Source organism: Acinetobacter sp. V89_7 (assembly GCF_029967895.1).
In the GTDB taxonomy this organism is placed as follows: Bacteria; Pseudomonadota; Gammaproteobacteria; order Pseudomonadales; family Moraxellaceae; genus Acinetobacter; species Acinetobacter soli.
The window spans coordinates 31,367-46,276 of sequence record NZ_JASCAJ010000003.1; the positions used below are offsets into that span (position 1 = coordinate 31,367).

The window sequence follows — 14,910 nt, forward strand, 5'->3', positions numbered from 1 at the left end:
CAATTTCCCTATTTTATAGGATTTGATTGTTGAGAGATTTGATAGAATCAATTTAATATCTTATATTTGTGCTTACTAATTAACCAAAAAATATAAAAATGTATAAAAAATTACCATAATTTTAAAATTTGTGATTTAATTCGCAATTTTAGATAACTTTATTGATTGTATTTTATCCATATGTCAAAGATGGCTGATAATTTAGGCTTAACCGCGCTTGTCGGTATTCTCATTTTTACTTGTTCAAATAGTATACATGCACGAACACCAATCGATTTAAAGCGTGAAGCAATTGTCGCACAAATTAAAAAAGGGCAGATCGAGAGCGGTCTTGAAACATTGCGTCAACTTCAGGACCAATATCCAAATAATCAAAAACTTCTGGCCGATCTTATCATCACGCATTATATCAACGGACAATTTACAACCACATTAATACCGCGCTTAAATCATCTGGACCCCAAGACCTATCCAAGTTATGGACAATTGGTTCTAATCAGAGCACTTCGCGACTTAAAACAAATGGCCTTAGCTGAATATTACGCCACAATATTTTTGCAACGCGAACCATCCAATGATATGCAATTAATCCTCGGTATTATTCAAGCTGAAGCTCAAAAGCCAAAAATTGCTGCTGTCACGCTCATGAAGGTAGATTTGTCACGTTGTACTCCAGACCAGCGTGCACAAATGGCGTATGCGTATCGTTTGCTCAATCAACCTGTAGATGCACTTAACGTCATCACTCCAGCACTGTCACATCAACCTAGTAAATTTATTCAAGAACAATATGTTTATGCCTTGGTTAGTAATCAGGATTATGAAGGTGCACTTCATTTTGTAGATGCGAATCGGATGCAGCTTACGTTTCCGAATATTGATCAATACATCAAGATCAATCAGTTTGCTCAAGATATTCGAGATGCTATAGCGTTTTATAAACTCAATAGTGAAACCCAATCGAACTCAAATGCATTTGCTAAGCTTGATAATGTTCTAAATGAACTACAAAAAAATGAAGATCTGTTTAGCGCATCTTCTGACTATCGCACCTTATTTTATTACCACCAAATCTATGCGTTGAATGCAAGGCATCGCTACGCCAGTGTGATCGAAGTTTTACCAAAGGTTGGGCAATCTGTAGAGCAAATGCCTGCTTATATTCGGCATGCTGTGGCTGAATCTTATTTAAAACTAAGACGACCAGCGATTGCGGAGCGACTATATAAGTCTTTACTTAACGAAAAAAATTATGCTGATTACGCTGTATATTCTGGTTTGTATTATGCCCTGATCGAGCAAGAGAAATTTCAGGAAGCAGACCAGCTGATACTTACAATGGGCACTCAGTTGCCAAAATTTCGATACAGTGCGGCCAAAGGTGTTGATAAAACCACTCATGAAGATCGAGCCGAATTTCTAGCGCTTAAAGGGTTAAACCTTGCTTATCAAAATCAGAATGCTGCTGCAGAGCGATATTTTCAAGACTTAGTGGCCAAAGCGCCTAATAATTTGATGTATCAAAATGGATTGGCAACTGTGCAGCGTTGGAGAAATAAACCGGAAACCTCCCAATCTACAATCGCTCAATTTAATGGGATTGAACCACTGGCATTGGGTTCTGTTTTGAATCAGATGCAAAATGATCAAGCGCAAAATAACATTGCACAATGGCGGATCAAAAACCAATTTTTGCAATCTTTTTTACCAGATGACAGTGGCGTTCAACTCAGCAAAAAAGAGTTGGAAGACCGTCAACATGCGACTATACAGCATCAAAGCACATGGTCGAAAAGTCGCGCTGATAATTCTCAACTTCTACAAAATCTCTTGGGTACCTCAGAGCAGGAATATTTTACACAATTAAATTCACCTTGGTTTGCCGATAATTTTCGACTCTATGCCGCGCATCATCAGCGCCAAGCAGAGTTTAGAGCAGAAAGCTTGCGTGCAGAGCGTTTGGCGTTGGGTATGGAGTGGAAAGACAATCGTAAAGATTTAGATCTGGCCGTCACTCATTTGCTCAAAGAAAATGATTTGGGGCTGAGAGTGCGTTGGTCGCAATGGTTAAATGATCATTGGCAATATGCAATTGGTTTTGATAGCCGAGCAGATGTGCCGCTTCAAGCCTCAGAGCGTGGGGTGACAGGGCAAGCTTATGCCGCGAATCTGAATTGGCAGGCCAATGAATCTTATCAGGCTGGCGTTGGCTATCAAAGCACCGACATGACAGATAACAACTTACGTCAACAACTCTCTGTCTATTACAAACAGCGCATATTTGCAACGCCACATCATTTGACCCATGTTGCATTGAGTCAAAATTGGTCAAGAAACTCAGATGTTGCGGTGAATTACTTTAATCCATCTCATCTGCAAAGCACCGAGTTGAGTTTCACTCATGACTGGATGACTTGGCGGAATTATCAGCGCAATTTTAATCAACATTTTAAATTTGATATTGGTGCGGCTACACAAACCGATTATGCCACCAAACCAATCTTGAATTTGATGTATCAACACGATTGGCAGCTTTCAAGAACATGGCGACTCAACTATGGCGTGGGGTGGTCAAGCCATTATTACAACGGCGAGCGTGAACAAAAAACCTATGCACAACTTGGATTTGAAGGGCGTTTCTGATGCAGATTTTTAAGGAATTTTTGTTTTTAACTTGCCTGTTGTTATTAAGCTTGACAGGTCATGCGCAGCCGTTTGAAGGGAGTAAATCAGCAGCTAAGCTTCAGCAACAGCTGGTCACTTTGACTTTTCATGATGTCAGAGATGATGTAGCACAAATAGGCGATCGAGATATTTACGCCATTCAGACGCAGCACTTATCGCGCTTTTTGGCATGGTTAAAAAATTCTGATTGGCAGGTATTGCGTTTAGAGCAAGTTGTTGAGGCGCAACAGCGTGGTCTGTCCTTACCAGAAAAATCTGTTTTATTAACCTTTGATGATGGCGCATTAAGTAGTTACACCCGAGTCTTTCCATTATTAAAGCATTATCAGCTCCCTGGTGTATTTGCGATTCCAACCAGTTGGATCAATGGCAATACCAAAGATGCCTATGAAATTTATGGGCAGGGGAATCTGATGACATGGAAACAAATGCAAGAAATGCAAAAATCTGGATTTGCAGAATTCGTTTCACATTCGCATAACTTACATAACGGTATTTTGGCTAACCCACAAAAGAATATGCAGCCTGCAGCAATCACACATGAGTATGATCCAATTCGTCATACTTATGAAACCGATCAGGCATTTGAAGAGCGAATTTATCAAGATTTAAGTCGGTCAAAAGCGATTTTAGATCAGCAGCTGGGTATTAATACACGTGCAATTTTCTGGCCGTATGGTGCTGTTACCAAACAAACCGAGGAAATTGCAATGCGTGCAGGGCTACCACTGTCGTTTAGCTTGGGTGATGTATCCGATTTAGATGCCGACATTCAAACTTTCCAACGCGCGATTGTGATGAATAATCCAAATCTTGAAACACTACATGGCCAAATGAACGACTTTTTGAGAGATGCTCAGTTAAACAAAACAGCTCGAAAAAGTTTTGTGCTTTTAGATCCTGCATTCTTGGTTGACTCTTCAAACACTCTTTCAGATCAAAAGCTTGGACAATTTCTTGACCAAATTGGAAGTTTGAAAACCAATCTGCTGATTTTGAATGCAGTTACAGTCGATCCATCAAATCAGCAACACATAGTGGCGTATTTCCCTACATCACTATTTCCATCAAGTATTGACGTATTGAACCGTATTGCTTGGCAGAGCAAAACGCGCGCAGGACAAAAAGTCTATGCACAGCTCCCTCTTTCGTTAGCAACACAGCAGCAGATTGATTTTGCAGCCATCATGAAAGACTTATTAAAAAATAATAGCGCCCTCGATGGTGTCGTGCTAGACACGGCAGATCAGCTCAATTGTGCACTTAATCAGGTCGAGTGGGGTGAAGCCTGCAAAATAACGATTCAAGATCTGATGAGAATTAAGTCGAGAACGACGCAAGAGAGTCATCGTTTAGTCAATATCAGCAATACATTTCGTACCATCATCAAAATGTCTGCTCAAGATTCAAATTTTAAAGGATTAAAGCAGCTTTTGGTATTAAATATGCGAAGTAATGACTATTTGTATCTTGAAATAGATCCAGATCAAGAGCCTAAAGCATTTAAAAAATTGTTAAGAGAAATAAGTACATTGACACCCAGTGAAAAGCAAAAATTAATGGTTGGTTTTACCTATTCATCAACCCATCCAACATGGTCAAATTATCGAAAGGCTTATCAAAAGCTGAAGCGTCAAGGAATTCAGAAATTAGGACTTGATTCTTATACATTAAATTCGGGGCCAATGATTCATCAGCAGCTTTATCGTGAACTGAGTTTAAACTCGTCGGCAATGACTTATCGAGAGGTCATGAAAGCCTCACCACAAGGGGCTCGAAACTAATGTTAGATTTAGGTTCATTGCGCTGGAGTGATCTATTTTTTGGCTTTGCTTTTTTATATCCATTGTTTATGGCTTGGATTTGGATTGGGGGCGGAGTTTGGTTCTACCTCAAGAGGGAATATAAGCAACCTGATCTTCCAATTGCCTCAGATCAAGGCTGTAGTATTATTATTCCGTGTTTTAACGAAGCATCTCAAGTGCGTGAAACCATCAGGTTTGCCTTGCAAAGTCACTATCCCATATTTGAAGTGATTGCTGTGAATGATGGAAGCTCAGATCAAACTGCTCAAATTTTGAATGAACTTGAACAAGCGCATCCGTGTTTACGTGTCGTGCATCTGGCGGAAAATCAGGGTAAAGCTTATGCACTCAAAGCAGGTACAATGGTGAGCCAGTATGAATATCTGATCTGTATTGATGGTGATGCTTTACTGCATCCTCATACCGTTTTGTGGATGATGCATCACTTGGTTTCATTTCCACGCGTAGGCGCTGTCACGGGTAATCCTCGTATTATCAATCGATCTAGTGTATTGGGGAAAATACAAGTTGGAGAGTTTTCATCCATTATTGGTCTGATTAAGCGCGCTCAGCGTACTTATGGTCGGTTGTTTACGGTTTCGGGGGCAATTGTTGGATTCCGTAAAGCCGCATTAGCCAGAGTTGGCTACTGGCGTGATGATATGATCACTGAAGATATTGATGTGTCGTGGCGACTGCAATTTGACCATTGGGAGTTGCAATATATTCCACAAGCATTGTGTTACGTTTACATGCCAGAAACTTTTAAAGGCTTGTGGAAGCAGCGTTTACGCTGGGCACAAGGTGGCATCGAAGTGATCTTGGCTTATAGCAATAAGATGTTGAGCTTAAGATTACGACGCATGTGGTTAATTGTGTTTGAAGCGATTGTCAGTGTGATTTGGGCTTATGCCATGTTTACGATCTTTATGCTTTATTTCTATGGCCTGTTTTTCAGTCTGCCGGGGGAGTGGGCTATTCAGTCATTACTGCCACAATGGTACGGTGTAATTTTGGGTCTGACCTGTCTTATGCAATTTATGGTGAGTTTGATGATTGATCGCCAGTATGACCAGCGCCATTTTCGAAACTATTTCTGGGTGATTTGGTATCCCTTATTTTATTGGGTTCTGGCTATGCTTGCCACAGTTGTAGCTGTTCCAAAAACACTATTTAAACAGCAAAAACGTGCCCGATGGGTCAGTCCCGATCGTGGTTTTAGAGGTGATTCGAAATGAGCCAAAACAAATCTGTAATGCACTCTGACACCACCTCACTTGATATTCCAGCGTATATTGATCGACCAGAGTATGTGAAAAATAAAAGTGCAGGTTATCTTTTACAAATCGTTGGCTGGGGAATATGGATGTGGCTGCTGATGCCCCTTGTGACATTATTTCTTTGGTGGTTTGAAGGTAAAATGGTATACGAGCAGCTATTTCTCTCCTTACATACCTCAGGTAAATATAGTCTATATAATCTAGGCGTATGTATTACTGTATTGGTTGCATTACTTTGGATATGGGCCAGCTACAATTGGATTCGTTTTGTCAATAATGAACGTCGCTCCTCACCGAAACCAGCTTGTCTCGATCAGCTTTCGCAAAGTTTGAATGTCTCAACTGCTGATTTAAAACGAATGCGTGCGCATAAGAATTTAACTTTATATTACAACGATCAAGGTGAATTGGTGGACTTTGAAAATAATGTGAGTGACCAACGTAAGCAATCAAACCCTCAAGTGAGATCAAATGCTCAAGCTGAACTGTCTTAATTGAGGTATCTTATCCTTGTCGATTTCATCCCATGATTTGAAGCATTTATTTTTTCTAATCATTGATATGTTTTGTGAAAATTCTCGGCATGGCTGAGGGTTAAAAAAGCAAAAAAAAAGCGTAATGATTGGGGTGATCATTACGCAGAACAACGAATCTGTAATAACAGTTTCGGTTAAGGAGAAGAGTTATGAACTTGGGGGAGTGCATAACCTATGAACCTAATATACTCAAGGTCTACTCAGAGTTCATTGGTATTCACGTTAACATGTGTTAAATCACGTTAAATAATCGATCAAAATGTAGGCTTGCTTTCGACCAAAGTCGTACTGTCTCTGAATAAGACAGTACTTCAATGGTGTTTCGATCATGATCGATTAGAACTTGAATAAGCCAAGCCCATCTTTTACTTCATCCAGTGTGGCTTGGGTTATGTTCTGACATTTGATTGTACCTTCGCGCAAGATATCCATGATGTAATCTGGATCTTTAGCCAACGCTTCACGACGTTCACGGATAGGTGAAATCAATTCTTTTAAAATACCTTCAAGGCGTTTTTTTACAGTTCCATCACCGAGACCACCACGGCGATAGTGAGCCTTTAAAGCCTCAACTTCTTCTTTGTCTGGATCAAATGCATCTAGATATGCAAATACAATGTTGCCCTCGACCTGACCTGGATCTTCAATGCGTAAGTGATTTGGATCGGTATACATTGCATTGACGGCTTTTTTAATATCTTTATCACTTGCATTTAATACAATGGTATTGCCAAGAGATTTCGACATTTTTGCCTTACCATCAAATCCAGGTAAACGTCCTGTATTTGAAAGTAGGGCTTTACATTCAGGAAGCAAATCTTGACCAATCTGACGATTCACACGGCGTACCAATTCATTGGTCTGTTCAATCATTGGAATCTGGTCTTCACCCACCGGAACGACGGTCGCTTTAAAGGCAGTAATATCGGCTGCCTGTGCCACTGGATAGCATAAAAAACCTGCTGGAATATCACGCTCAAACCCACGCATCTGAATTTCAGATTTAATAGTCGGGTTACGCTCAAGACGTGCAACAGTCACAAAGTTAAGGTACAACATGGTCAGTTCATTCAGTGCTGGCAAGCATGATTGAACACAGATCGTGGTTTTAGTTGGATCGATGCCCACAGCCAAATAATCCAGTGCCACTTCAAGAATATTACGGCGTACTTTGTCTGGATTGTCTGCATTGTCTGTTAGGGCTTGAGCGTCTGCCAACAAGATATGCTGATGATGACTATCTTGTAAACCGACACGAGAACGTAAAGAACCGACAAAATGTCCAAGATGTAATTGTCCAGTCGGACGGTCACCTGTCAAAATAATAGGTCGTTGATCAACACTGCTCATTATATAGTCCACTACTAAATGGGTTTATTCAGAGGCTAAGCCGCTGCAATATAAAAGAATGGGGTTATTGTACGGGAAATAAAAATAAATCGTCAGCAATCCACGGTACTTTTCATAAAATAATCCTGTCAATCTATCGGTTAAAATTACAGAAATTCAAAAAAATCGTCTTACAATAGAGAGATAAAAATCAATTCGGATAAAAAATGGCAACTGGCTTACTTGTACTTCTCGATGATATTGCAACGATTTTGGATGATGTTGCCCTCATGAGTAAAATGGCAGCGAAAAAAACCGCTGGCGTACTGGGAGATGATCTGGCGTTAAATGCCCAGCAAGTAACAGGTGTTCGCGCCGAGCGTGAAATACCGGTGGTATGGGGCGTAGCAAAAGGCTCTTTTATTAATAAACTGATTTTGGTGCCACTGGCATTATTAATTTCGGTGGTCGCACCTTGGCTCATTAATCCGTTACTCATGATTGGTGGTTTATTTTTATGTTATGAAGGGATTGAAAAAGTCATTCATAGTTTGTTTTCAAAAAAAGCACACGCTGAAAAACACACAGATCCACAACAACAAAACGATGAAACTGATTTAGCTGCTTTTGAAAAACAAAAAATAAAAGGTGCCATTCGCACCGATTTTATTCTTTCTGCCGAAATTGTGGTGATTTCATTAGGTACTGTTGCCGCAGCAACATTTATGACCAAAGTTATGGTACTCAGTATTATCGCAATTGTAATGACTGTGGGTGTTTATGGTTTTGTTGCCATGATTGTAAAAATTGATGATTTGGGCTTGTACTGGACCAAGCAAAGTTCGTCTTTTAAACAAAAACTTGGGAATGCGTTGTTGGTATTTGCACCTTGGTTAATGAAAGCCCTGTCTGTGGTTGGAACGATTGCGATGTTTTTAGTGGGAGGTGGCATTATTGCGCATACGATTCCACTGATTCATCACTTTAGCGAAGAAACCAGTGATCATTTAGAAATGATTCCCACAGTTGGGAATATTATTGGTGCGATTACCCCAACATTGATTAATTTTGGAATAGGTATGCTGGCAGGTTTGATCGTGTTTATGATCGTAACCGTATTTCAAAAAATGAAAGCGAAAGCCGCGTAAACGATTGGAGATGATCTATGCGTTGGAAAGGTCGACGAGTCAGTAGCAATGTGGAAGATCGCCGTGGAAGTAGTGGTGCTAAAGTGGGTGGCATCAGTATCGTCGGTTTGGTGGTGGCATTTGTGGCATGGAAATTTTTTGGTGTCGATCCGCAACAAGCCTATCAGGCAACTCAGCAGATAACAGCCGCACAAAGTCAGACGGGTACAGCACCAGAGCAATTATCTGCTGAACAAAAAGAAGCCTCAGATTTTGTAGGAACAATTTTGGCAGACACAGAAGACACTTGGACGCCCATCTTCCAACAGCTGGGGCAAAGCTATGTTGCGCCAAAATTAGTGTTGTTTGATGGCCGCGTTCAATCTGCCTGTGGTACTGCGGAGTCGGCGATGGGGCCTTTTTATTGTCCAAGTGATCAAAAAGTTTATATCGATACACAGTTCTTTAAAGAGATGCGCCAACAAATGGGAATATCAGGCGATAAAAATCAGACTGAACTGAGCAGACAAGATCAGGCAGGCGATTTTGCTCAGGCCTATGTCGTGGCACATGAGGTGGGACATCATATTCAAAATTTATTGGGTATATCCTCTCAGGTACAACGTGCGCAAGCACAGGCCAATCGTATTCAAGCCAATCAACTTTCTGTACGTCTTGAACTACAGGCCGACTGCTTTGCCGGAATATGGGCCAATCGAAATCAAGAACGCACGCAATTTTTAGAGGCTGGAGATGTTGAAGAAGCCATGGATGCAGCACAAAAAATTGGAGATGATTATCTTCAGAAGCGTGCAACAGGGCAGGTGGTCCCCGATAGTTTTACCCATGGTACCAGTCAACAGCGCATGCATTGGTTCGAAACTGGATTAAAAAGTGGTGACTTGAATCAGTGTGATACATTCAATAGTCGTTCAATTTAAAAAAGAAGGCGACACCTTCTTTTTTATTTTTTAAGAAACTGCTTGAAGTTGCGAAGAATTCGGTAACTACAATATAAAGCGATCAAGGCAAAAATACCGACGCCAAAAAGTACATATTTTAAATTGCTAATGTCTTGAGCATACAATGACTTGATGTCTTGCTCAGACCAAGTGTAAGAGCCAGGCATATTGGTCTGGGTATCCATATAACGTATTTTCTCAAGATAACTATGTGTACCAAAGGTTTGAAACGTTGCATCCTGAATTACACGTGTCCCAATTTCGTTATAGCGATCTGTACATAAGGTTGCAAGATAATGTTCGCAATTCAATTTCGCGATATATCCGCGATCTTGTAGCACAATATAAAAAGCTTGATTGGGCTTTTTATTGTTACTTAATAGACGATAAGTATGTGTCGCATCACTTTGAATCTGTGAAATCTGTTTGTGGGTATATTCATCCTCGGCATTCCAGATTTCCTTTGCCTTACTATAAAAGGTTAAGATGAGTGCCGCCGTAATTAAAAAAATACAGGTAGCTGAGACAAGCCGAACAACAGTTTTAATCGATTGATGCATGTGCGAGGACTTCCTTTTGAACGCCATTAAAATAACTGATTTGATTCAATTCACAAAGAAGTTTTCTACCTAAGCTTAAGTGTTTGATAAAACTAAACATTATGGTTTTTTGTTAATAAAGTTAATTTTTGGCAATATCCAAAGTAAATTTAAGTAAAATTACAGATCTGTTTATTTATATGATCCATAAGGATATTTATGGGTAGTTTTTTTCTCCTTCAAGTTCTCACGGTTATTTTTGCGCTCTCGATTGCAACCACAATTTTTAATAAGCGTATTTTAAATTTCCCTCAGGCGATTGGTGTGCCGATTGTTTCGGCTGTTTTAGTTTTTATTTTGCAATGGGGAGCCAGCCTGTTAAATGGCAACCAGTTTATTACTATTAATATTCATAATATTGAAAATGCAGTAAAAAGTATTGATTTTTATGATTTCCTAATCAATGGTGTGATTTGTTTTATTTTAACCTCCTCGGCACTCAAATTTAAAATTTCAGATTTGCGCAATCATTGGAAGCCAATCGGTATCTTGGCCACCATTGCGTTGGTGCTCTGTGCTGTCTTGTTCGCAGGTTTATTGTTTGGTTTTCAATACTTGATTGGAAATCCTGTTCCAATTCTGGTTTTACTGTTACTTGGTTCTGCATTGGGAGCAACAGATCCGATTGGTATCAAAGGGGTATTAAGTTCAGTTCGCGCCCCGCATCACCTGATTGTTAAACTTGAAGGTGAGTCACTCTTTAATGACGCCATGTGTATCGCCGTGTTTATGACCCTTTTAAATGTACTTAAAGGGGAGCACTTTAGCTTGGTGGGCACAATCGAAAACTTTCTTTACGAAATCGTGGTCGCTGTGATTATTGGTTGGGCATTTGGTGTCGGAATTTTACGTCTGTTGCGTGGTAAGCACGAGATGGAATCTTTAATTCTGACGACAGCGTTATTGGCAAGTGGTGCCTATTTGGTGTCATTGTTCGCACACGCATCGGCACCGATTGCTTGTGTGATTGGCGGCTTGATTGTTGGAAATAAGTGGAAAGAAATTTTACAAGAACGTGAAATTCGAGAAGTGAACCATTTCTGGCACACCGTAGAAGGCATTATTAACTCATTTTTATTTACTTTGATTGGTCTTGAGCTTTTTATTCTAGATTTAAGTACAAGCATGATCTTAGGTGGAATTTTCGCCTTTATCGCGTTACATATTTCGCGCTTTGTCGCAAACTTTCTCTCGTTTTCTTTTTTCCCGTCATTTAAGCATAAGAGTTACAACGGCAGTCTGGCAATTTTATCGTGGGGTGGTGTTCGAGGTGGAATTTCATTGGCCTTGATTCTTGCGGTCGCTAACGTACCTGAGCTACGAAATTACAGCAGTATTTTAATTGGGTATACCTTTATTAGTGTGCTGATGTCGGGAGTGGTTTGTGGACTTGGTTTACCTGCTGTGATGAATGCATTTTATTATAATCCCAATGAAGAAACTCAAGGATTTAAAGGCTGGTATCAACGTATGTGCCACAAAATGAACCGCAAAGGGTATAAGTATATTGTGGGAGAAGATGCATATGGCAACGAAACAATCACCATTTACGACATGGATAAACTAACCGATCAGAAAGCCGAAGATGGTATTGCGACGGTTCATAATCCCACAAAAGTACAAGAAGCGAAAAGACTGGAGAATCCGAATAATTTTTAAATATATAGAGTATTCATAATTTGATCATTCGATTGTTTAATAGAATTTATAAATAAGTATAGTTTAAATTAAAATATATATCATGATATCTAATGATGTAAAAATTGTGATTGAGCTGATTGAACTCGGTTCTTTCACACTTTTTAAATCATTTGTTGAGTTTAAAGTTGTTGCCAGAGTTTTTTATAAGATTCATGTATCAGAGATTTGTATCAAAATTGTTCGAGATTAAAAAGCTTTATATAAAAAAACAATATAAATCAATTAATTAAAATAAAAAATTTACTATAAGGTAAATATAAGCGTAATTTATGTGAACCAGTTATCGCTTTGTTTGTTTTTTGGGCTGTTCTTGTATTTATTTTTTTCATTTTTGAATGTTTAATGGTATGGATTGCGTGCAAAAATCATAAAAGATGGTTGTTTTGAGTAAATCATCACGGTGTTGGGAAGCACATTAAAAAATATAAAGCATACGAGAGAGATGAAAGTCATGCCAAACATACAAATTATCGCTAAAGAATCGCATGCCGTATTGGCAGATATCACAGGAAACTCCGCCAAACTCACAGAAGCATCCGTTGTTCTGGTTAAGGTTTCGGCAGATGATGTTCAAGAAGTAACCCGGGATGGTACCAGTGTTATCATTAAGCTTAAAAATGACGAAGTCATCGTTATTGACGACTTTTTCAGTACAGAAGGTCCTACCGATAACAGTCTAGTCTTTCAAAATGATTCCAATAAACTGATCTGGGTGCAATTCACAGATGCACAAGGTGCCCTGCTTGAGAATGTTGTTTATCAACCAATCGACTCCATTGAACCCTTACTATATGGTCACAGTGAAACCAGTCCATGGGCATGGGCAGCCGTTCCAGTAACTGCGGGTGGCATCTTGTGGTGGGCACACAATCGAGATAATGACAACGATAACAATAATCCGCCTGTGATTAACCCTCCTACAACACCAACCACACCAGCAACTGTCTTTGATGATAAAGACCCAATCACTGGCAATGTAAGCAACGGAAGCTCCACGAATGATGCATCTCCTTTAATCAGTGGTTCAGGCACAGCTGGTACAACCATTACGGTATATGACGGTAATACTGTTTTGGGTACTACCACCGTAGGTTCGGATGGTAAATGGTCATTTAAACCAACCACACCATTAACCGATGGTGCGCATAGCATTACCTATACCGTCAAAGATGCTACGGGTAACGAAAGCGGCAAGAGCCCTGCAATTGACTTTACCGTGGATACTATCGCACCAGATACGCCAACAACTGCTCCAACTGCTACAGATGATGTCGCCCCTGTTACAGGTTCAATTACTGCTGGAAGTTCCACCAATGACAACACCCCGACATTAACGGGTACAGGTACTGCGGGTGAAATCATTACGGTTTATGATGGCGCTACCAAACTCGGTACAGCTACAGTAGGATCGGATGGTAAGTGGATATTTACACCATCACCTGCACTAACAGATGGCTCACACAGTATTTCTTACACAGCAACAGATAAAGCGGGAAATGAAAGCGGCAAGAGTCCAGCAATTGACTTTACCGTGGATACGATTGCACCGGCAGATCCAACCACAGCACCATCAGGCACAGACGATCAAGCCCCGATCACGGGACCGATTGCAGCAGGCAGCTCGACCAATGACAACACGCCACTGTTAAGTGGTACAGGTACCGTGGGACAAACCATTACGGTCTATGATGGCAACACCGCGCTGGGTACAGCCACCGTAGGATCGGATGGTAAGTGGACATTCATCCCATCGCCAGCCTTGACCGATGGTCCACACAGCATCAGCTACACCACCAGTGATGCGGCGGGGAACGAAAGCGGCAAGAGTCCAAGCCTAGACTTCACTGTCGATACGATTGCACCCTTGTCAGCAGTGACGATTGGCTCAATCGTGGATGACGTGGCACCGGTGACGGGCCCTGTGGCCAATGGTGGCTTCACCAATGACACCACACCGACGCTTTCAGGCAGTCTGAGTGTGGCCTTGGCAGCGGGAGAAACACTGGAAATCCTACGTGATGGCGTCGTGGTCGGCACAGCGACAGTGAATGGCACCACGTGGAGCTACACTGACAATGGATTGACTGATGGAAACAGCTACATTTATACCGCCCGTGCGGTGGATGCAGCGGGGAACCGTGGCGCGATCTCCAGTCCATACAGCATCAATGTCGACACCTCAGCCCCGACCCAGACCGTGACGATCACGACAGTGAACGACAACGTTGAACCGGTGACAGGACCGGTGGCGAATGGTGGCACCACCAATGACTCGACACCAGAACTCAGAGGTTCGGTAAGTGCAGCGCTGGCGGCAAACGAAGTGATTGCGGTGTACCGAGATGGGGTCAAAGTCGGCACAGCGACGGTGAATGGCACCACGTGGAGTTACACCGATGGCGGACTCAGCAACGGCAGCAGCTACAGCTACACGGCACGCGTTGAAGATGCGGCGGGGAATGTGGGCGGTACCTCGGATGCGTATAGCATCAACATCCAAACTGCGGGCAGCAACACCACGGTGAGCATTGGCGCAATTGTGGATGATGTAGAGCCAGTGACAGGAACGGTGGCCAATGGCGGCTTTACCAATGACACCAGCCCAACGCTCAATGGTAGCATCTCGAGTGGTTTAGTGGGCACCGAACAAGTGATCGTGTACCGCGACGGTGTGCAAGTGGGCACAGCGACAGTCAACGGCACCAGTTGGAGCTACACTGACAGTGCTGTGACTGAAGGCAGTCACACCTACACCGCTGCGATTGTCGATGATGCAGGCAACAGCGGCACGGTGTCGAGCGGCTACACTATCAATGTGGATACCACGGCACCGGTACAAACCGTAACGATTACCCAAGCGATCGACAACGTTGATCCAGTGACGGG

General features: G+C 41.5%; 10 protein-coding genes. 8 read left to right on the forward strand and 2 right to left on the reverse strand.

The genetic code is table 11. The features are described from left to right. Nucleotides 1-189: 189 nt before the first annotated feature. Genes pgaA through pgaD form a run of 4 tightly spaced genes read left to right on the forward strand, consistent with a single transcriptional unit; the run spans nt 190 to nt 6,264 of the window. Entirely contained in the window at nt 190-2,643 is a 2,454-nt protein-coding gene (gene pgaA / locus QLG00_RS00585) for a poly-beta-1,6 N-acetyl-D-glucosamine export porin PgaA (RefSeq protein WP_282470342.1), read from the forward strand. After that, the gene (gene pgaB / locus QLG00_RS00590) at nt 2,643-4,469 is read left to right on the forward strand and encodes a poly-beta-1,6-N-acetyl-D-glucosamine N-deacetylase PgaB (protein WP_282470343.1); all 1,827 of its coding nucleotides are present in this window, start codon (nt 2,643-2,645) and stop codon (nt 4,467-4,469) included. Before pgaA ends, pgaB begins: the two co-directional genes overlap by 1 nt. Further along, on the forward strand, nt 4,469-5,728 hold the full coding sequence (gene pgaC, locus QLG00_RS00595; protein ID WP_282470344.1) for a poly-beta-1,6-N-acetyl-D-glucosamine synthase: 1,260 nt from the start codon (nt 4,469-4,471) through the stop codon (nt 5,726-5,728). Before pgaB ends, pgaC begins: the two co-directional genes overlap by 1 nt. Continuing rightward, nucleotides 5,725-6,264: a poly-beta-1,6-N-acetyl-D-glucosamine biosynthesis protein PgaD gene (pgaD, locus tag QLG00_RS00600; RefSeq protein ID WP_208477155.1), complete on the forward strand. Its 540-nt coding sequence runs from the start codon at nt 5,725-5,727 to the stop codon at nt 6,262-6,264. Before pgaC ends, pgaD begins: the two co-directional genes overlap by 4 nt. A gap of 378 nt (nt 6,265-6,642) precedes the next feature. Here the strand turns inward: pgaD and trpS are convergent, their stop codons facing one another. Then, entirely contained in the window at nt 6,643-7,656 is a 1,014-nt protein-coding gene (gene trpS, locus QLG00_RS00605) for a tryptophan--tRNA ligase (RefSeq protein ID WP_004940919.1), read from the reverse strand. A gap of 206 nt (nt 7,657-7,862) precedes the next feature. Here trpS and QLG00_RS00610 point away from each other — a divergent pair, with 206 nt between their 5' ends. Both QLG00_RS00610 and QLG00_RS00615 read left to right on the forward strand, forming a co-directional pair. Continuing rightward, a complete protein-coding gene (locus QLG00_RS00610; RefSeq protein ID WP_282470345.1) occupies nt 7,863-8,783 on the forward strand; it encodes a DUF808 domain-containing protein in 921 nt (306 codons plus the stop codon). Between the two features lie 17 nt (nt 8,784-8,800). Continuing rightward, nucleotides 8,801-9,703: a neutral zinc metallopeptidase gene (locus QLG00_RS00615; protein ID WP_282470346.1), complete on the forward strand. Its 903-nt coding sequence runs from the start codon at nt 8,801-8,803 to the stop codon at nt 9,701-9,703. Between the two features lie 23 nt (nt 9,704-9,726). Here QLG00_RS00615 and QLG00_RS00620 read toward each other — a convergent pair whose 3' ends face one another. Next, nucleotides 9,727-10,284, reverse strand: coding sequence for a hypothetical protein (locus QLG00_RS00620; RefSeq protein WP_004943159.1), 558 nt, complete (start codon nt 10,282-10,284; stop codon nt 9,727-9,729). 198 nt (nt 10,285-10,482) lie between these two features. Between QLG00_RS00620 and QLG00_RS00625 the strand changes: the two genes are divergently transcribed. Both QLG00_RS00625 and QLG00_RS00630 read left to right on the forward strand, forming a co-directional pair. Continuing rightward, nucleotides 10,483-11,982 carry a cation:proton antiporter gene (locus tag QLG00_RS00625; RefSeq protein ID WP_282470347.1) on the forward strand — a complete coding sequence of 500 codons (1,500 nt, stop codon included), beginning with the start codon at nt 10,483-10,485 and terminating at the stop codon, nt 11,980-11,982. 493 nt (nt 11,983-12,475) lie between these two features. After that, nucleotides 12,476-14,910, forward strand: a 2,435-nt coding sequence (locus QLG00_RS00630) for an Ig-like domain-containing protein (protein WP_282470348.1), incomplete at its 3' end; no start/stop codon positions are given.